Below are 17,526 nucleotides of genomic sequence, written 5' to 3'. Positions count from 1 at the left end.
AAGAGCGGGCCTCTCTTCAGGGGCTCGCAAGCATGGGACAGATTAGAATGGGTTCACCAAAACATTTTCTGGACCTCTCGGCCGTCGGGTCGGAGGATCTGCGGACAATTCTTGATGATGCGCGCACGCGCAAGATTGCCACCAAAACCGGCACGGCGGAAAAGCCGCTTGCTGGCAAGATGCTGGCAATGATTTTCGAAAAACCGTCCACACGCACCCGCGTCTCCTTCGATGTCGGCATGCGCCAGCTCGGCGGTGAGACCCTTTTCCTGTCGGGCACGGAAATGCAGCTGGGCCGTGCGGAAACGATTGGCGATACGGCCAAGGTGCTGTCGCGCTATGTCGATGCCATCATGATCCGCACCACGGATCACTCGCGTCTGCTCGAGCTTGCCGAACACGCAACCGTGCCTGTTATCAATGGCCTGACGGACGACACGCATCCCTGCCAGATCATGGCGGATATATTGACGTTCGAGGAACATCGCGGCCCGGTCAAGGGCAAGACCATTGCCTGGACGGGTGACGGCAATAATGTGCTGCATTCGTTCGTGGAAGGCTCCGCCCGTTTCGGTTACCGCATGGCGATGGCAGTACCGATGGGTTCGGAACCGCACGACAAGTTCCTGAACTGGGCACGCAACAATGGCGGCGAAATCTCGCTGTACCACGATGCCGACAAGGCAGTGGCCGGCGCTGATTGCGTCGTCACCGATACCTGGGTGTCCATGAACCAGGAACACAAGGCGCGCGGCCACAATATCTTCCAGCCTTATCAGGTCAATGAAGCGCTGATGGCGAAGGCCAACAAGGAAGCGCTGTTCATGCACTGCCTGCCGGCGCATCGCGGCGAGGAAGTAACGGATGCAGTGATCGACGGGCCGCAATCGGTGGTCTTCGACGAGGCGGAAAACCGGCTCCACGCGCAGAAGTCCATTATTGCATGGTGCATGGGCGTCATCTGACCGCTATCGGCCGGGTGCTTGAACTCGGCGATGCACATTCCCATCTGTGGGGCTTCGAAGACGCTCGTCGGCTTTTCGCTGGCGGGCCACCTCAAGATTTGCACGATTTTCCCCGGAGGCGGTTTCGCTTCCCGGATCTCTGTGCGACAAGCTGAAAAAGTACATTTTAAAAGCCGGACTTTTGGACGGTAGCGGCGCAACGGCTGCGCCAAGGAGTTATGACATGGCAGATGTAACGGTTGAACTGGACAATCTCGATTTAGCTGGCGACGACAAGGTTGTGCCCTTTCAGGTCGAAGGTCTGGACGTGCGCGGTCGCGCCGTACAGGTCGGGCCGCTGTTGAATGCCATCCTCGAACGTCACGAATATCCCGAGATTGTCGCCCGCCTGCTCGCGGAAGCAACGGTTCTGACGGCGCTGATCGGCACATCCCTGAAATTTTCCGGCAAGCTGACTGTGCAGACCAAGGGCGACGGCCCGGTTGACCTTCTGGTGGCGGATTTCACCGCGCCTGAGAGCATGCGCGCTTATGCCCGTTTCGATGAGGAGCGGCTGGCGGAAGCTGTCGCTGCTGGGCAAACCTCGCCCGAACAACTGCTCGGAACCGGCATTCTGGCCTTCACCATCGATCAGGGCGTCGGCATGCAGCCTTATCAGGGCATCGTGCCGCTGGACGGTTCTTCGCTGGAAGAAATCGCCGGGGTTTATTTCCGTCAGTCGGAACAGCTTCCCACCCGCGTGCGCCTCGGCGTTGCCCAGTTCTTCGACCGTGACGGCGAAGGCAAGCCGCGCCATAGCTGGCGTGCAGGCGGCGTGATTGCCCAGTTCCTGCCGCAGGCGCCCGAGCGTTTGCGCATGCGCGATCTCCATGGCGGTGACGGCGACGAGGGCGATTATGAAGTGGCTGAGGACGATGCCTGGACAGAGGCGGTGTCGCTGCTGAATACGGTGGATACCGACGAGCTGACCGATCCGCAGGTGCCAGTGGAGCGTCTGCTTTACAGGCTTTTCCACGAGAGCGGCGTGCGCATCTACGATCCGCAGGTCATTTTCGACCGTTGCAGCTGTTCACGGGACAAGATCAAGGGTGTGCTGTCCGGTTTCACCGCTGAAGAGATCAAGGCGAGTGAGGAAGACGGTGCGATTGCCGTGACGTGCGAGTTCTGCTCCACGACCTATCGCTACGATGTCAGCGAGTTTGAAAACGTCTGACGAGGAGAGCCGCGCTTGTGAATGGCGCGGCTTTTTTGTCAGTTCAGCACCCGCAACAGGCCGGGTGAATCCAGTGAAAAGGCGGGGATGGTGACGTTGAACACCTCGCCTTTGTCCGTTTCCATTTCATAATGGCCAAACATAAGGCCTGACGGCGTATCCAGCGGGCAGCCGGATGAATATTCGTAACTGTCGCCGGGGTTCAGATGCGGTTTTTCGCCGACGACACCCGGCCCGTAGACCTCATCCACCTGTCCGTTCTGGTCGGTGATGTGCCAATAGCGGTTGACGAGTGTTATCGGAACATCGGAATTGTTCGAGATCACGACTTTATAGCCCCAGACATAACGATCGTCATCCGGGTCGGACTGCTCCTCGAGATAATACGGATCGACCGTTACCTCGATATCCCTTGTCAGAGCACGATACATACGCGCCACACCTCGATATTTTCCCTGCTGCCATCATCCTACACTACAGGTTCTGGCTATCGTCAAGAAAATGAATGACTTGACGACCACGCGCATCTTCTGTTGCGCCGTTTTTTCACCGTTAGGGATAACGGTAAAGGTAAATATTGGTTGCCAGACGCGGGCTTTCACCCAGGCGGGATGTGTGCCATGGCCCGACGGGAAGTCGGGCCATGGCGATATGTCGATTGAATCCTTAAACTGAAACGGCCGCAAGACCCTTCGCCAGATCTTCCAGCAGATCGTCCGTATCTTCGATACCGCAGGAAAGACGCAAGGTCCCGCCGGAAATACCGAGTTCGGCACGCGCCTCGTCGGTCAGGTTCTTGTGCGTCGTGGTGCCAGGGTGGGTAATGAGGCTCTTGGCATCGCCGAGATTGTTGGAAATCTTCACGATATCAAGCGCGTTCTGCAGTGCGAATGCCGCTTCCTTGCCACCCTTCAGTTCGAAAGCCACGAGCGTCGAGCCGCCCGACATCTGCCGCGCGATGATGTCTGCCTGCGGATGGTCGGCGCGACCAGGATAGATCACTTTGGCAACCTTGCCGCTGTCGGCGAGGAAATCGGCGATCTTCGAGGCATTGGCCGTCTGCTGCTTGACACGCAGCGGCAGGGTTTCGATGCCCTTCAGCAGCGTCCAGGCATTGAACGGCGACATGGCTGGGCCGGTGTGGCGGAAATAGTCCTGCAGCTCTTCCTCAATCCACTTCTTGTCGGAAAGGATCACGCCGCCAAGGCAACGGCCCTGACCGTCAATGTGCTTCGTCGCCGAATAAACGACGATATGGGCGCCGAGTTCGAGTGGCTTCTGGAAAAGCGGTGTGGCGAAAACATTGTCGACAACCACTTTCGCGCCGATCTGGTTGGCGAGCTTCGCCACGCCGGCAATATCCACCACTTCGAGCGTCGGGTTGGTCGGGCTTTCGAGGAAAAACAGCTTGGTGTTCGGCTGGATCGCCTTTTCCCAATTGTTGAGATCGCGTCCGTCGATCAGCGTGCACTCGATGCCGTATTTGGGTGCAAGCGTTTCTACCACCCAACGGCAGGAGCCAAAAAGCGCGCGGGCAGCAACGATGTGATCGCCGGCACGCAGCTGGCACATGATGGCGGCTGTCACGGCGGCCATGCCGGAGGCAAGCGCACGGGCGTCTTCCGCACCTTCCAGCAGGCACATGCGCTTTTCGAACATGTCATTGGTCGGGCTTGCATAGCGGGCATAGATGAAGCCATCCGTTTCGCCCTTGAAGCGCGCTTCGGCGGCTTCGGAGTTTTCGTAAACGAAACCCTGGGTCAGATAGATCGCTTCCGACGTTTCACCATAGGGTGAGCGTAGCGTACCACCGTGAACGAGCTGGGTTGCCGGGCGCCATTTATTGCTCATGTGATCACCTCAAAACAAAAAAACCGGTCGCAAAAGCAGACCGGTTCCTAGCACCCGGTCTTTTTAGCCACTTGTTTAACGTGGCTGCAAGCCGACCGGCCAAATCACCACGGGATAAGCTTGCCATACTGCCGTTACCGGCTTGCGTCAATGCTTTCCTTTTGGTTTTGTCGCCGTAAAAAGGAATGATGATCATGACCAGAACCACGGGCATTTTGGCGGATGGCGCGATCAGGGCGCTGTTTGCGGGCGGCAAGCTGAAAAGCGAGGCTGATCTCGATGTCGATCAGGTGCAACCCGCCAGCCTCGATCTGAGACTGGGCTCCAAAGCCTATCGCGTGCGCGCCAGTTTCATGCCCGGCCCCGGAACCCGAGTCATCGACAAGCTCAACCGCTTCAGCCTGCACGAGGTCGATCTGAGCGAGGGGGCGGTGCTGGAAACCGGTTGCGTCTACATCGTGCCCTTGATGGAGAGCCTCGAGCTGCCGGCGGATATGTCGGCTTCGGCCAATCCGAAAAGCTCGACTGGGCGTCTTGATATCTTCACCCGCGTCATGACCGACAATGCGCAGGAATTCGACAAGATACCTGCGGGCTATGCCGGCCCGCTCTATCTGGAAATCAGCCCGCGCACCTTCCCGGTCGTCGTGCGCCGTGGCTCGCGCCTCTCGCAAATCCGTTTCCGCATCGGCCACTCGTTGCTCAACGAAGCCGAGCTTCTGAAATTGCACGAGACGGAGATGCTGGTCGCCAGCGAAACCCCTAATGTGACCGGCGGCGGCATCGCGCTTTCCATCGACCTTAAGGGTTTTGGCGAAAAAGGGCTGATCGGCTATCGCGGCAAGCATCACACAGCGGTAGTAGATGTCGACAAAAAGGCTCAGCACGATGTTCTCGATTTCTGGGAACCTCTATACGCCCGCGGCCGTGCCGAACTGATCCTCGATCCGGATGAGTTCTATATTCTCGTTTCGCGTGAAGCCGTGCATGTACCGCCACTTTATGCGGCCGAAATGACACCCTTCGATCCCTTGGTGGGCGAGTTCCGCGTGCATTATGCGGGCTTCTTCGATCCAGGCTTCGGCCATGCGCAGGCGGGCGGCACGGGCAGCCGCGCCGTTCTCGAGGTGCGCAGCCACGAGGTGCCCTTCATCCTCGAACACGGCCAGATCGTCGGTCGGCTAGTTTACGAGCACATGTTGCAAAAACCTGATGGCCTCTACGGCAGCGGCCTTGGCTCCAACTATCAGGCACAGGGCCTGAAGCTCTCCAAGCATTTCCGCGCGGAGTAATGACCTGTCGGGTGCTTGACACCCGATAAGAACTGTCCGATGTCTTGTGCGCGGCGCGGGTGTAGCTCAATGGTAGAGCAGCAGCTTCCCAAGCTGAATACGAGGGTTCGATTCCCTTCACCCGCTCCATATTTTCAAAGCAATCCAAACAACTTCCTGGCCAGTCAAAAGCGCGCATGTCACCGCCATCGCTGCGGCAAACGTGCGACTATGCGATTTAGCTTGACTACAATTAAATTGCACGTAATAGTTGATGCGGTCGTAACATTATTGGGGGAGTGTTATGAGTCGCAAGCTTCTTTCGGAATTTCTTGGCACTTTCTGGCTCGTGTTCGGAGGTTGCGGCAGTGCGGTTTTTGCCGCTGCTTTCCCTGAACTCGGCATTGGCTTTCTCGGTGTCGCTTTCGCTTTCGGTCTGACGGTTTTGACCATGGCATATGCGGTCGGGGGTATTTCGGGCGGTCATTTTAATCCGGCCGTTTCCGTCGGTCTGTCCGTTGCTGGCAAATTTCCGGCATCGAACCTCGTTCCTTACATAGTGGCGCAGGTTTTAGGGGCGATTGTCGCGGCGGGGGCGCTTTATGTCATCCTTACCGGCAAAGCCGGTGCCGATATTGGCGGTTTTGCCGCAAATGGTTACGGGGAACATTCACCGGGTGGATATTCGCTCGTGTCGGCACTGCTGATCGAAGTCATTTTGACGGCATTTTTCCTGATCGTCATTCTGGGATCGACGCATGGCAGGGTTCCCACTGGTTTTGCGCCGATCGCCATCGGCCTTGCTCTCACACTTATTCATCTGATCTCCATTCCGGTCACCAACACATCCGTCAATCCGGCCCGCTCGACGGGACAGGCGTTGTTTGTTGGTGGATGGGCGCTGCAACAGCTCTGGCTGTTCTGGCTCGCTCCGATCCTCGGCGCCGCAATCGGCGCCGTGGTCTGGAAACTTTTCGGCGAGAAAGACTAAGGCTCAAGGCCCGCTTTCTCCGGCCCGAACAGACATGAATGGGAAGCATTGTTTCCCCGAATGGTCGGGGAAACCTGTGAGGAGGATGACATGGATCTTACTTCGATATTGGCCCAAATTGTCGGCGGTGCGGTTGGCGGTTCGGCCGGCGGAAAAATACTCAAGGATTCTGATCTCGGTGCGCTCGGCAACCTGATTGCCGGCGCTATTGGCGGCATCGGCGGGGGAACCGTGCTCGGATCGCTGCTCGGGACGGCGGGAACTGCTGCCGCCGGCGGCACGGATATAGGTGCTCTTGCCGGCCAGCTTGTTGGCGGCGGTGTCGGCGGCCTGATTGTCCAGATCATTGTCGGCCTCATCAAGAACAAGCTCGTTACCAAATAGAGCTGCTCGGCCGATCTTTTGCGAAGCGATAAACCTTGCCGATGGAGAAGCCTCGTTCGGCAAGGCGTTTTGGTTTGTGCCATATCCGCAGTGGCGGCGCAGAGGGAGCTGGAATTCGTTTGTAGAGTCTGGTCGTCAGGCCTTGTTCCTGATGACCGGTATATGCGGCGTCTTGTTCCAGACGAACGGCTTGGTTTTCAATTCCACCACGGCGCGCCATGCGGCGAGTGACAGCATCAGCCAGTAAAGCGGGATCGCCAACCAGCGCCGTCCGACCTGTTGTTTCTCATGAGCTATCATCCTGTTTCTGCCCATCAGTACGAAGATGGCGTAGCTTCCGAAAATATTCAGCGTATCGATGAAAAACAGAATGCCCTGCCAGGAAAGCAGCATATCCGCGCCGTTTTCCCGGATTGCCATGGCCATGAAGGCGAAGGAAACAAACAGCAAGGGATGGGCCAGCGACGACAGAAGCATGCCGCCAATCAGCAGCTGAAAGACGATATAGGCGATCCATCCCATGCGGTGCGCGGTCGTGAAGGGCGAGCGGGTCATGACCAGCCAGCTTTGCAGCCAACCCTTGTACCAACGCGCGCGCTGGTTCAGCCAGACGGAAAGGGAGGTCGGAGCATCCTCCAGTGTCTGTCGCCGGATGACACCACAGCGATAACCCAGCCTGTGCAGCCGGAGGCCCATATCGGCATCTTCCGTCACATTATACGGGTCCCATCCTCCCACCCGGCGTAACACGGCGGTCCGGAAATGGTTGGAGGTGCCGCCAAGCGGCAGCGGCAACTTGCACGCTGCAAGAACGGGCAACATGCAGCGGAAAAGGCCGGAATATTCCAGTGCGAAACAGGCGCTGAGCCAGGAGGAGCTGGCATTGCTGATAATAAGCGGCGCCTGCACACAGGCCACCTCGTCCGGCTGGTCGCGGAAGGCGGCATAGGCCTCGCGCAATTGCAGCGGATGCGGCCGGTCCTCGGCGTCGTAAACGGCAACGAAAGTGCCACGCGCGCCGGAAAGCGCATAGGTCAGGGCCTTGGGCTTCGTGCGTGGCATGGATGGCGGCACCCTGACGATCTCGATATGCGGACCGGGATTTATCCGCTGGATGGCCTCGATCGTCGCTACGTCGTCTGCCTCGCAGACGAGCTTGATATCGAGCCGGGATTTGGGCCAGTCCAGCCGCTCCAGCGCATGAATGAGCTGCTCAACGACCGCCTCTTCGCGATAAAGCGCCACAAGAATAGTGTAGACCGGCAGCTCCCCGTCCTGCTGGAGTGGTATGACGGTTTTCGCATCGTTTCCTTTTGGCGTATGGACGAGTGCAAACAACCTGAAAAGCAAGGTGGAGAGATAAAGCATCGTGAGGGTGACGTGAATATATGCCATGGCCGCCTGCGTATAAAACAGTAGCGACAGAACGAGCAGGGTAACGAAAATGCCGCTGACAAAACCCTGCTCGCCATGCAGCGTGATCCTTGCGGAATGCTGCGGCGCCGCGTTGAAAAGCTGATGTCGCGTGTCTCGGCAGCGGCGTGCTTCGCCGGCCTTCCAGATTGCGCTGCGCATGGCCTGTGGCGTGGTCACGGCAAGTTCTTCGAGAAGATACGGACGCTGATCGAGGATGCCTTTCAGCAATTCCATCCTTGCCAGTTCCGGCACGATCAGCAGCACTGGCTTACCATTCAGCGGTGTCAACCGCAGGAGCCGTGGTTCGGCTAGTTGCGCGTCCAGGTGATTGAGGTCTGCCACACGACCCGGATCGATTTCCGGTCGAAACGGCAATCGCAACAATCTGGCAAAAGCACCGTAATACGCATCCGCATCGACCAGGCCGCTCGCCAGCAATTCGTCTTCCACGGTTGAGCCGTTTTTGAGGGCCTGCTCTTCGAATGCAGCGATGTAAGGCTTGCCGAACCCCAGCGAAGAGAGAAAGCGTGTTGGCCCGTGCTCGTCCGGTTCGGGCGCTGTCCAAAGCGGATTGTCGCCGATGAGCGAAAACGCAATTTTTCGCCCCGCTGACGTCGTGCGGAACGATTCTCGTGTATAGTGCCTAAAATAATCCATGCATCGCTGCCGCCGCCATGGTAACGCCCTGCTTCTTGCTACGGATAGTATAGATGAGAATGATGAATGTAACGCGAAATATAGTTATTGGTTTTACTTTAGCTATCGCTTTACAATTCGGTGGTAATTTGGGAGAACTTCACGCGGAAGGTCTCTCGGACAGAAACCGCATGCCGGTGCTGTTTGATGCGCAGGAGCGGTTTCCGGGTGGCGATCTGTCCTCCGTGCCCCGGATCAGGTTTTTGATGTCGGTCGATTTCCCACCCTTCAATTTTACCGATCAGGAAGGCCGGCTTGCCGGTTTTCATGTCGATCTGGTGCGCGAAATCTGCGCCCAGCTGAAGGTTGAGAGCAAATGCCAGGTGCAGGCACTGCCGTTTGACGAGCTGGAGGCAGCGCTGGAAATGGGAGAGGGCGAAGCGGTGATTTCCGGCATTGCCACCACCGCCGATCTGCGAAAGAGTTTCACCTTCTCGCGACCCTATCTGCTGTTGCCCGCGCGTCTTGCCGTCAACAAGGCGGCGAAATTCACTGGCTCCGGCGCTGATGCCCTGTCGGGAAAGAAGGTGGGTGTGGTCACGGGCTCGCGGCACGAACAGATGCTCAAGGCATTTTTCCCCAAAGCCTCGGCTGAAGGCTTTAATGGTTACGAACCCATGTATGAGGCGTTGAAGACGGGCAAGGTGGACGCGGTTTTTGCGGATGGGCTGCGCCTGCCTTTCTGGGTTTCGGGAAGCGCGTCCGGTGCTTGCTGTGCGCTTTTCGGCGGACCTTATTTATCCGACAGATTTCTTGGTGAAGGCCTTTCCATCATGGCAGTTGATCCGGACGATGTGCTTGTACCGGCCTTTGATCAGGCGCTTGCCGCACTTTCGCGCAATGGCCGGCTGGAAGAAATCTACCGGCGTTATTTCCCCTACGGGCTTTATTAGAGAAATCCGGTTTCACTCGGATCGGGGCCCGGATGACGTTCTATTTGGCGGGCGCAAAGGCTTCTTCGTTGCGCCGCAATCGCAAAAGCGCGATCCAAACGGCGGCGGCGATGGCGGCTTCCACGAAGAAATAGCTGCCGATCGTTCCCGAAATGCTGAAGGACCAGGTGAGGAAGGCGACGATAACGGAGCCGATGAGATTGCCGCTGTTCCATATCTTGGCGCGGATATCCTGCCGTCCGGATGCGCCAAGCGCCTCAAGCGCGGTCGCCGCAACGGCCATCGGCAGCACGACCCAGCAAAGGATACGGGTGATGATCGGCAGCGAGACGTATTCGTCGCCGAACAGTAGCGGCAGGAAGGGTGCGATGATGAAGATGACCAGCGCGCTGCCGACTGCGATGACAAGCGCTGCCTTCAGCACATTATAAGCGCGCTCTATGGTCTTTCCGATACCCTGCAGGGCGGCTGAGGCCGACCCCGGATAGATCAGCCGGTTGAGAGCCTCGACGGAGAGGTAGGAGCTGTCGAGAATTCGCCGGGCAATGGAGTAGCTGCCCAGAACCTCGGCGCTGGCAACGGCACCGAGAACGAGAATATCGGCATTGCCACGCACGGCCTTGAACAGGAATTGGGTGGAAAACAGGATGCCGATGCGGATTTCATCGCGAACGATCCGGAAAACCGGCCGACCGAGCCTGCCGATCGCCTTCAGCGAAATCACTGCCGCAATCGTATGGGCAGCCAGGTTCCACAGGGCCCAGGCCTCCACCGTCTCCACCTTGAAGATGAGACAGGCGACCACGGCGGCAATTGTGCGGGCAACGGCGAACATCACTTCCAGCTTGTTGGCCGAGGCGAAGTCGGAATGGGCGATGAAGCTTTGGGTGGAAAGCGAAATGACTTTCAGAAGGATGAGGTTCGTCACCAGGATCACGAAAGTGGTGATGAGGGTATGCAGCAATGTTTCCGACGTCGGGAAAAACACCGGGATCGTGACCATGCCGATGATGGTCAGCACAATGCCGGTAGCGGCGCTCAAGAGATAGCTGTGGCCGAGCATCACGGGAAACATGCTGCGATCCTGCGCCACGCGGCGGATCAGCGATTCCTGCGAACCGAAACCACAAATCTGTACGCCGAGATTGGTCACGGCCGTGATCGAGGCATAGAGCGCGAATTGTTCCACGCCGAGATGGCGGGCAAGCAGGGCGAAGGTCAAAAGCTGGGCGGCGCTGGACATCAAAAGCGCCCCGCCGGATGCCATATAGGTCAATCCCAGTCTGACTAGATGGCTGAACCGCGGCGTATTCAACGACACCTTATTCTCCGTGCTTTCCGGCGTCGCCGGGCGAATTCAAGATAACTGCCGTGTTTTTAAAATTGATGAACTGGAAAAACCCGGCAAGGGGGCAATAATTCGAAGGCCGTTGACCTCTATGAATGGCAGTTGCCCAGTCTTAGCCTTCTTGAGGTAAGAGAGGGTTAAAGCAATTGTATAATAATGATGATAATGACTGTTATGGTTATTTGGACATGGCCCGGTTTCAAAAAGGGTTTCGTTGTTCGTCACAAGGCAGGCCAATGATCCGATTATCCTTTTTCGATGTGGCCGACGATGCCGCCTTTCACTGATACGCAGTCCATTCCTGTACAAAGCAACAGCATGTCGCTTACGGGCGGCCGTCGCGACGCGATTTTTTTCGTCGTCACGATGCTTTATATCTGGATTTCCGTTGCGCCTTTCGAAAATCTTGCGGCTGCACCCGTGCCGCACGCCGCCGCAAACCAGCTGACCGGGCTGGTGATTGCGCTGATGCTGGGTGTTTTTGCCCTGCGTCATCGGCTGACGGGGCTTTTGTTGCGGCCGCGTCTGCCAATTCTGCTGTTGTTTTCCTGGCTGGTGATTTGTTCGGTGCTTGGCTCCCAGCCTGGCACCTCGCTGCAACGTTTGCTCTTTACGGGCCTTCTGTGCTTCATCACCAGCGTCCTCGTCGTCATGCCGCGCGACAGGCGGCAGTTCGACCGGATGATGGCCATCTTCGCCGTCATCCTGCTGGCGCTCTGCTACTTCGGGGTGATCTTCCTGCGCTCGCGCTCGATCCACCAGCCCTACGATCTCGATGAAACGGCGCTCGCCGGCGATTGGCGCGGTATCTTCAATCACAAGAATGCCGCCGCTCCGGCCATGATCATTCTCGTCATGATCGGGCTTTACCTGCGCAATAGCTGGTCGACGGTTGGCGGCATTGTCATCACGCTTCTGGCAGGGTTCTTCCTCTGGAAAACCAACGGGAAAACCGCAGCAATGCTGTTGCCCGTCACTGTTGCACTGGTCTGGGTCATGGAAAGACATGCCGGTCGGACATTGCTGATGATCGGAGGTCTTCTGGCTTTCCTCAACATCCTCGCGGTCGGCTCCACCTATTTTCCGAGCATACGGCATGTGGTCGATAGTCTGGGGATCGATTCCACCTTTACCGGCCGAACGGATATATGGCGCCTGTCCTTCGACACGTTTGCGCAATCGCCGATCTTCGGGCAGGGTTTTCAGGCGTTCTGGACGAGTGACCGGCTTCTGGCGCAGGCCGATACCGCCGGCACCTGGGCGGTCACCGCCTTCCATGCCCATAACGGCTTTGTCGAAAGCCTGCTGAATGGCGGCCTGCCGGCCTTTGTTCTCATCGTCATATGGCTCGTCATCATACCCGCAAACGATTTTCGTATAGCTGTGAACAAGGGTACCGATCCGGCATTAACGCGGCTTTTTGCACGAATTTGGGTGTATGCACTGCTTTCTTCGTGTCTTGAGAGTAATTTCTTTACCGGAACCGGGCCTATCTGGTCTTCTCTACTGATTGCAATCTATTGTTTGAGGCATCAGGCGTACGACATACTTGAGCAGGGGCAGTAATTTGCAGACAGGCCGGGGGGCTTATGCATGACACAAAAAATCGGGACATTTGCAGACAGGATCAATAACCGGCTGGTGCAGTACTTTCCAGGACCGGCGTCGCTGATCAAAACGTCCGAACCAATCGTCTCCTTCACATTCGATGATGTTCCGGCGAGCGCCTGGACGAAGGGCGCGCGCATTCTGGAAAGCGAGGGTGTTCGCGGGACATTTTATCTCGCAGGTACTTTTATCGACAAGCACTATGAACAGCAGGACATGATTTCAACCGAAGGCTGTTCGGAACTTGCAGCGGCTGGCCACGAGCTTGCCTGCCATACTTTTTCCCATCGCAAACTCTCGAGCTTTTCACGGCGCGGGCTTGAAGAGGATCTTGATCACAACGAAACCGTGCTGGGATCGTTCGCCGAAAACCGAGGCAGGCGGAATTTCTCCGTTCCTTTCGGCATGGCCTCGCCCGTCATGCAGCCCCTGTTGCGACGAAGGTTCAAGACCGCTCGCGGCATCATGCCTGGCATCAACCGGGGCAGCATCGATCCGTACAATCTTGCCGGGGTGGAGTTGCGCGCGGACCAAAACTATCTCGATGCCGCCGATCGTTGGCTCGAGGATGTTTTGCAAAATGGCGGCTGGCTCATCATTTTCACCCATGATGTTTCGCAGACGCCGAGCTTTTACGGTTGCCCGGAAGACAAACTTCAGAGCCTTGTCCGCAGGGCAGCTTCCGGCGGTGCGAAGATCATGACGGTTGATGCCGCGGCAACGTCACTCGGTCTGTAAAGGGATAGTATCGACGCCTGCTCTCTGAGTTGTGCCCGGGCAAGTAGGACGCCTGTCTTCGCAATGGCGGGTGTCTATTGGCTGGCCCAGATGATGCGGGCGATCCATTCCACATCGGCCATGTCAAAGCTGCGGTTCGGATGTTCGGGATTGAGCGAAAGAAGCTCGATATTCTTGGGGCTTTGCCGCGCCAGCACCTTGGCCATCACTTCGCCGTCTCGGCTTTTCAGCACCACGCGGTCGCCGCGCCGCACCTGCGCGCCCGGCTCCACGATCAGGATATCGCCGTCGCGGTAAAGCGGCATCATGCTTTCGCCCTGTACTTCCAGCGCGTAGACGCCCTGCTTGCGTTCGGGAGAAGAGGGGAACTCCACCACATCCCAGCCTTGGCCGGCCGGAAAACCGCCATCGTCGAAAAAGCCGCCGGAGCCCGCCTGCGCAAAACCGAGCAGGGGGATGGCATTGTCCGCACCGGAAGGCTGCATTGTCTGCGTCCTGCCGAAAGCATAACCAAAAAACTGGTCGACGCTTGCCCCCGTCGCCTCCAGCACCTTGGATACCGATTCCGTCGAAGGCCAGCGTTTGCGGCCATCCGGGCCGAAACGTTTCGATTTGTTGAACGAGGTGGGATCGAGACCGGCACGCTTCGCCAAGGCCGAAGGCGTCAGCTGGTGACGTTTGGCAAGCGTATCGATGGCGCTCCAGATCGTCTCGTGTGAAAGCATGATGAAAGCCCGCAGGTGGAGCCCGTGGCGGAAAAGCTCCTGTCGTTTACTCCGCGGAATCTAGACCATATCCCGTCAGGAGTAAAGAAAAGAAAGGAATAAAATCCTCGATTATGCCACCATGGCCGATGTGTTTATCTTGCTGAGCTGTATCACCGCCTGTGTGCGGCTATCGACCTTAAGCTTCAACAGAATAGCGGAGACATGTGCCTTGATGGTGGCTTCCGAAACATTCAGCGCATAGGCGATCTGCTTGTTCAGCAGGCCTTCCGCCAGCATGCCCAGAACCCGGCTCTGTTGCGGCGTCAGCGTTCTGAGCCGGCCGATGAGATCAGCCACGTCAGGATCATGCTCCTTTTCGCCCTGACAGCTTGCCGGTATCCACACATCGCCGTCAAGAACCGCGCGAATGCCATCCCTGATATCGTCGATGCCCGAGGATTTGGAAATAAAACCGGAAGCGCCGAGTTCGATGGACCGGCGAACAGTGGTCGCGTCGTCCGTTGCCGAAACGATGACGATGGGCAGGCTGGAAAATTCCGCCCGCAGCGCCATCAGGCCTGAAAATCCGCTGACACCCGGCATGGCGAGGTCCAGAAGCATCAGATCGGCGTCGTTGCACGCCGTCGCGGCACTTCTGGCAGCCTCGAAATCCCCGGCTTCCATGATTGTCTGCTGCCCGTCGAGACCGGATACGGCCTGTTTGAGGGCACCGCGAAAAAGCGGGTGGTCGTCTGCGATGATAATGACAAGTTCCGACATTCTGGCCCCCTCCCAAGGGCGTTATGCGGTTCTTTGAAAGGTATGGCGCACTCCCGTTTGCCGGCAGTCTAGACTGCTTCCGGCTCCTCTGCTGAAAGGTTGCTCTAATCGGTTGCGTATTACAAGAAAAAGCTTGGGAACAGCCGTCGCGGCAATAAAAATGCCGTGGAAACTGTGGACAATCGACCCGCTTTGCGGCAAACCGCCCAGACTGAAAAGCCTTGGAAAGCCTTCGGAGAGCCCCATGCACGAAACGCCCGCGATCATTTACAAAATCGTGCCGGAGACGTTGTGGAATGCAGCCAGGGAACAAGGCGTCTTCGAAGGCGCCGCCATCGATCTGACGGATGGGTTCATTCATTTTTCAACGGCAAAGCAGGCGGTCGAGACTGCCGCCCGGCATTTTTCCGGCCAGACCGACCTGCTTCTGATCGCTGTTGATGGTGCAGCACTTGGCGACAAGCTGGTTTATGAACCCTCGAGAGGCGGCGATCTTTTCCCCCATCTCTATGCGTCTCTTCCCTTGACCGCCGTGCTTTGGGAAACGCCGCTTTCACTTGGCCATGATGGCCAGCACCAGTTTCCGGAGATTTTGTGATGAGCGGATTATTTTCCTCAATCGGCCGCAAGGGCCTGTTTCTTGTCGATCCGGAAAAGGCACATGGCCTGTCCGTGGCGGCGCTGAAAAGCGGCTTTCTGCCCACCTGCATGGTGCCGCACGATCCGCGTCTGCAGCAGACCGTTGCAGGCCTCGTTTTCCCCAATCCGCTCGGCATGGCGGCGGGTTACGACAAGAATGCGGAAGTCCCGGGACCGCTTCTGAGGCTCGGTTTCGGCTTTACTGAAATCGGCACCGTCACGCCGCGTGGGCAATCCGGCAATCCCAAACCGCGCATCTTCCGTCTGGTTGAGGATGAAGGCGTCATCAACCGCCTCGGTTTCAACAATGAAGGCCATGCCGCAGCGCTGGAGCGCCTGAAGCAGGCGCAGCTACGCGGCATCGTCGGCGTCAATATCGGTGCCAACAAGGACAGCGAAGACCGCATCGCCGATTATGTGCAGGGCATAGAGGCCTTTTATTCGGTCGCATCCTATTTCACCGTCAACATCTCTTCGCCCAATACGCCGGGTCTGCGCGACTTGCAGGCGCGCGAAAGCCTTGCGGCACTTCTTGGCGCCGTGCTGGAGCGCCGCAGGGCAGAAGCCGAACGCTTTGGCAAACGCATTCCGATCTTCCTGAAGATCGCGCCCGATCTGACCGAGGAAGGGCTGGATGACGTGGCGGAAGAGGCGCTGGCCCATGATCTCGATGGCCTGATCGTCTCCAACACCACGCTCTCGCGTGAAGGCCTGCGGCCCGGTCCGCATAAGGGTGAGGCGGGTGGACTGTCCGGCAAGCCGCTATTCGAGCTGTCGACCACTGTTCTCGCCAAGATGCGCCGGCGCGTCGGCAGCAATCTGCCCATCATCGGCGTGGGTGGCGTTTCTTCGCCGGAAACGGCACTGGAAAAGGTAAGGGCAGGGGCCGATCTGGTTCAGCTCTATTCCTGCATGGTCTATGAAGGCCCCGGCCTGCCGTCGTCCATCGTCAAAGGCCTGTCGAAGCTGGTCTCTCGCGAAGGTGTGCAGTCCATTCGTGACCTACGCGACAGCACGGTCGACCGCTGGGCCGACCGCAAGCTTGGATGACGATGACCTGAACGGTCGAGACGCTGCGTCGGTTAAGATAAGTGCTTATCGTGGTGGTGTGCTCTCCTGCCTCATCCCTGTGACAGGGACAGGAATGAGGGTGGAGGGGGCGCGCCCCGTTATCTCACGCGCAGAGCACCATCGCCCAATAGGGCCGGTTGCGGCTTGCGGCATCATAGGCAACCGCGACGCCAAGGCCATTATATGGTCCGAGCATGTTTTCCAGATGATGTTTCGAGCCGATCCAGGCCTTGACGACACGCTCCACGCTGTCCTGCCCGGCCGCCACGTTTTCCGCTGCCGGTAGCGGCACATTGCCGTCCTTCATGCGGATGAGGAAACTGTCGGTCATGCCGATCAGATGCGCCATCTTCTGCGCCTTGACCATGCGTCCGGCCTGATAAGCGGCCGCACCACTTGCCGCACTACTGAAGGAGAGTGGCGAAAGCCCTTTCGAGCGGCGCAACTCGTTGACCATTGGAAGCGCTGCAGCGGTCTCATCGCGGGTGCCTGACGGCATGCCCTTGTTTGTAGGCACGGAAACACAGGCGGAAAGAACGGAACCGGCGGAAATCAGCACGAAGCCGCGCCGCGTAAGCGTCTGGAAAGATGTGTCGGTCATGTCAGCGGCGATAGCTCAGGAGGCGCAGGATGATGAAAATGGGTATGACGATCGTCGCGCCAAGGATCAGATAGTCGCCGATTGCGCCAAGCGCGTGGAAACCGCTGCGCCACAGATCGACCACGAAGTCGCGTGCGCCATAGATGATATTCCATGGCGTCAATCCGAAGATCGCCATCAGAAAGCCGACGAGCAATGAAACCACCAGCAGCTTCACCACGGTGCGGGCCACCGTATCACCCAGCATTTTGTTGACCTCACCGGCCATCAGCAAGTCTCCTGTTTTGTCCTGACATATGAAGCACGCTGCTTCGATGCAAGTTTCGGTGCACTATATCGCGTCATATTCGCAAT

At 57.8% G+C, this 17,526-nt stretch carries 18 protein-coding genes, 1 tRNA gene and 1 riboswitch; of the genes, 11 read left to right on the top strand and 8 right to left on the bottom strand.

All coding sequences use genetic code 11. The annotated features are described in order from the left end of the window. Positions 1-47: 47 nt before the first annotated feature. Positions 48-965: an ornithine carbamoyltransferase gene (argF, locus tag ACQZ5Y_RS03765; protein WP_003514928.1), complete on the top strand. Its 918-nt coding sequence runs from the start codon at positions 48-50 to the stop codon at positions 963-965. A gap of 223 nt (positions 966-1,188) precedes the next feature. Then, positions 1,189-2,178, top strand: coding sequence for an Hsp33 family molecular chaperone (locus tag ACQZ5Y_RS03760; RefSeq protein ID WP_003514930.1), 990 nt, complete (start codon positions 1,189-1,191; stop codon positions 2,176-2,178). A gap of 38 nt (positions 2,179-2,216) precedes the next feature. On the opposite strand, the gene apaG is transcribed toward ACQZ5Y_RS03760, so the two are convergent. Together apaG and ACQZ5Y_RS03750 are read right to left on the bottom strand one after the other, a co-directional pair. Then, positions 2,217-2,609 carry a Co2+/Mg2+ efflux protein ApaG gene (gene apaG, locus ACQZ5Y_RS03755; protein WP_003514932.1) on the bottom strand — a complete coding sequence of 131 codons (393 nt, stop codon included), beginning with the start codon at positions 2,607-2,609 and terminating at the stop codon, positions 2,217-2,219. Between the two features lie 235 nt (positions 2,610-2,844). Next, on the bottom strand, positions 2,845-4,029 hold the full coding sequence (locus ACQZ5Y_RS03750) for an O-succinylhomoserine sulfhydrylase (protein WP_003514934.1): 1,185 nt from the start codon (positions 4,027-4,029) through the stop codon (positions 2,845-2,847). Positions 4,030-4,071: 42 nt separating this feature from the next. Continuing rightward, positions 4,072-4,150, bottom strand: a riboswitch (SAM riboswitch). 73 nt (positions 4,151-4,223) lie between these two features. On the opposite strand from ACQZ5Y_RS03750, the gene ACQZ5Y_RS03745 reads away from it, so the two are divergent. The 4 genes from ACQZ5Y_RS03745 to ACQZ5Y_RS03730 all read left to right on the top strand — a co-directional run bounded on the left by ACQZ5Y_RS03745 (position 4,224) and on the right by ACQZ5Y_RS03730 (position 6,675). Then, positions 4,224-5,321, top strand: coding sequence for a 2'-deoxycytidine 5'-triphosphate deaminase (locus ACQZ5Y_RS03745; RefSeq protein WP_003514935.1), 1,098 nt, complete (start codon positions 4,224-4,226; stop codon positions 5,319-5,321). 55 nt (positions 5,322-5,376) lie between these two features. Beyond that, positions 5,377-5,450: transfer RNA gene (locus ACQZ5Y_RS03740), tRNA-Gly, on the top strand. Between the two features lie 154 nt (positions 5,451-5,604). After that, positions 5,605-6,291 (top strand): aquaporin Z, encoded by a 687-nt coding sequence (gene aqpZ, locus ACQZ5Y_RS03735; protein WP_013635422.1) that lies wholly within the window; start codon positions 5,605-5,607, stop codon positions 6,289-6,291. Positions 6,292-6,381: 90 nt separating this feature from the next. After that, positions 6,382-6,675 (top strand): hypothetical protein, encoded by a 294-nt coding sequence (locus tag ACQZ5Y_RS03730; protein WP_013635423.1) that lies wholly within the window; start codon positions 6,382-6,384, stop codon positions 6,673-6,675. Between the two features lie 135 nt (positions 6,676-6,810). Here ACQZ5Y_RS03730 and ACQZ5Y_RS03725 read toward each other — a convergent pair whose 3' ends face one another. After that, complete coding sequence (locus ACQZ5Y_RS03725; RefSeq protein WP_174049166.1) at positions 6,811-8,748, bottom strand: glycosyltransferase family 2 protein; 1,938 nt, start codon at positions 8,746-8,748, stop codon at positions 6,811-6,813. 170 nt (positions 8,749-8,918) lie between these two features. Between ACQZ5Y_RS03725 and ACQZ5Y_RS03720 the strand changes: the two genes are divergently transcribed. Further along, positions 8,919-9,680, top strand: coding sequence for a transporter substrate-binding domain-containing protein (locus tag ACQZ5Y_RS03720; RefSeq protein WP_019564339.1), 762 nt, complete (start codon positions 8,919-8,921; stop codon positions 9,678-9,680). A 40-nt stretch (positions 9,681-9,720) separates the two neighbouring features. Here the strand turns inward: ACQZ5Y_RS03720 and uppX are convergent, their stop codons facing one another. Then, positions 9,721-10,947 (bottom strand): Wzx-type polysaccharide biosynthesis protein UppX, encoded by a 1,227-nt coding sequence (uppX, locus tag ACQZ5Y_RS03715; protein ID WP_003514941.1) that lies wholly within the window; start codon positions 10,945-10,947, stop codon positions 9,721-9,723. 351 nt (positions 10,948-11,298) lie between these two features. Here uppX and uppY point away from each other — a divergent pair, with 351 nt between their 5' ends. Both uppY and ACQZ5Y_RS03705 read left to right on the top strand, forming a co-directional pair. Continuing rightward, positions 11,299-12,594 (top strand): Wzy-type polysaccharide biosynthesis protein UppY, encoded by a 1,296-nt coding sequence (gene uppY / locus ACQZ5Y_RS03710; protein WP_025592405.1) that lies wholly within the window; start codon positions 11,299-11,301, stop codon positions 12,592-12,594. A 27-nt stretch (positions 12,595-12,621) separates the two neighbouring features. After that, a complete protein-coding gene (locus tag ACQZ5Y_RS03705; protein ID WP_141193527.1) occupies positions 12,622-13,374 on the top strand; it encodes a polysaccharide deacetylase family protein in 753 nt (250 codons plus the stop codon). A 74-nt stretch (positions 13,375-13,448) separates the two neighbouring features. Here ACQZ5Y_RS03705 and ACQZ5Y_RS03700 read toward each other — a convergent pair whose 3' ends face one another. Both ACQZ5Y_RS03700 and ACQZ5Y_RS03695 read right to left on the bottom strand, forming a co-directional pair. Continuing rightward, positions 13,449-14,099: a S24 family peptidase gene (locus tag ACQZ5Y_RS03700; protein WP_003514944.1), complete on the bottom strand. Its 651-nt coding sequence runs from the start codon at positions 14,097-14,099 to the stop codon at positions 13,449-13,451. 111 nt (positions 14,100-14,210) lie between these two features. Next, complete coding sequence (locus ACQZ5Y_RS03695) at positions 14,211-14,861, bottom strand: response regulator (RefSeq protein ID WP_174049167.1); 651 nt, start codon at positions 14,859-14,861, stop codon at positions 14,211-14,213. Between the two features lie 244 nt (positions 14,862-15,105). Between ACQZ5Y_RS03695 and ACQZ5Y_RS03690 the strand changes: the two genes are divergently transcribed. Next, positions 15,106-15,459, top strand: coding sequence for a DUF952 domain-containing protein (locus ACQZ5Y_RS03690; RefSeq protein ID WP_174049168.1), 354 nt, complete (start codon positions 15,106-15,108; stop codon positions 15,457-15,459). Beyond that, a complete protein-coding gene (locus tag ACQZ5Y_RS03685) occupies positions 15,459-16,550 on the top strand; it encodes a quinone-dependent dihydroorotate dehydrogenase (protein ID WP_013635431.1) in 1,092 nt (363 codons plus the stop codon). The genes ACQZ5Y_RS03690 and ACQZ5Y_RS03685 overlap by 1 nt, the downstream gene beginning before the upstream one ends. Positions 16,551-16,674: 124 nt before the next feature. Here ACQZ5Y_RS03685 and ACQZ5Y_RS03680 read toward each other — a convergent pair whose 3' ends face one another. Together ACQZ5Y_RS03680 and ACQZ5Y_RS03675 are read right to left on the bottom strand one after the other, a co-directional pair. Next, entirely contained in the window at positions 16,675-17,172 is a 498-nt protein-coding gene (locus ACQZ5Y_RS03680; RefSeq protein ID WP_065661379.1) for a CAP domain-containing protein, read from the bottom strand. 1 nt (position 17,173) lies between these two features. Then, on the bottom strand, positions 17,174-17,440 hold the full coding sequence (locus ACQZ5Y_RS03675) for a DUF6460 domain-containing protein (protein WP_003514949.1): 267 nt from the start codon (positions 17,438-17,440) through the stop codon (positions 17,174-17,176). Positions 17,441-17,526: the final 86 nt, after the last annotated feature.

Source organism: Agrobacterium sp. A3-95 (genome assembly GCF_053521785.1).
This window is presented reverse-complemented; position numbering and strand designations above follow the sequence as displayed.

Coding starts and splice junctions, on each gene's coding strand:
- argF (WP_003514928.1), top strand. CDS start 48: ATGGGTTCACCAAAACATTTTCTGGACCTCTCGGCCGTCGGGTCGGAG.
- ACQZ5Y_RS03760 (WP_003514930.1), top strand. CDS start 1,189: ATGGCAGATGTAACGGTTGAACTGGACAATCTCGATTTAGCTGGCGAC.
- apaG (WP_003514932.1), bottom strand. CDS start 2,609: ATGTATCGTGCTCTGACAAGGGATATCGAGGTAACGGTCGATCCGTAT.
- ACQZ5Y_RS03750 (WP_003514934.1), bottom strand. CDS start 4,029: ATGAGCAATAAATGGCGCCCGGCAACCCAGCTCGTTCACGGTGGTACG.
- ACQZ5Y_RS03745 (WP_003514935.1), top strand. CDS start 4,224: ATGACCAGAACCACGGGCATTTTGGCGGATGGCGCGATCAGGGCGCTG.
- aqpZ (WP_013635422.1), top strand. CDS start 5,605: ATGAGTCGCAAGCTTCTTTCGGAATTTCTTGGCACTTTCTGGCTCGTG.
- ACQZ5Y_RS03730 (WP_013635423.1), top strand. CDS start 6,382: ATGGATCTTACTTCGATATTGGCCCAAATTGTCGGCGGTGCGGTTGGC.
- ACQZ5Y_RS03725 (WP_174049166.1), bottom strand. CDS start 8,748: ATGGATTATTTTAGGCACTATACACGAGAATCGTTCCGCACGACGTCA.
- ACQZ5Y_RS03720 (WP_019564339.1), top strand. CDS start 8,919: ATGCCGGTGCTGTTTGATGCGCAGGAGCGGTTTCCGGGTGGCGATCTG.
- uppX (WP_003514941.1), bottom strand. CDS start 10,947: ATGGCATCCGGCGGGGCGCTTTTGATGTCCAGCGCCGCCCAGCTTTTG.
- uppY (WP_025592405.1), top strand. CDS start 11,299: ATGCCGCCTTTCACTGATACGCAGTCCATTCCTGTACAAAGCAACAGC.
- ACQZ5Y_RS03705 (WP_141193527.1), top strand. CDS start 12,622: ATGACACAAAAAATCGGGACATTTGCAGACAGGATCAATAACCGGCTG.
- ACQZ5Y_RS03700 (WP_003514944.1), bottom strand. CDS start 14,099: ATGCTTTCACACGAGACGATCTGGAGCGCCATCGATACGCTTGCCAAA.
- ACQZ5Y_RS03695 (WP_174049167.1), bottom strand. CDS start 14,861: ATGTCGGAACTTGTCATTATCATCGCAGACGACCACCCGCTTTTTCGC.
- ACQZ5Y_RS03690 (WP_174049168.1), top strand. CDS start 15,106: ATGCACGAAACGCCCGCGATCATTTACAAAATCGTGCCGGAGACGTTG.
- ACQZ5Y_RS03685 (WP_013635431.1), top strand. CDS start 15,459: ATGAGCGGATTATTTTCCTCAATCGGCCGCAAGGGCCTGTTTCTTGTC.
- ACQZ5Y_RS03680 (WP_065661379.1), bottom strand. CDS start 17,172: ATGACCGACACATCTTTCCAGACGCTTACGCGGCGCGGCTTCGTGCTG.
- ACQZ5Y_RS03675 (WP_003514949.1), bottom strand. CDS start 17,440: ATGGCCGGTGAGGTCAACAAAATGCTGGGTGATACGGTGGCCCGCACC.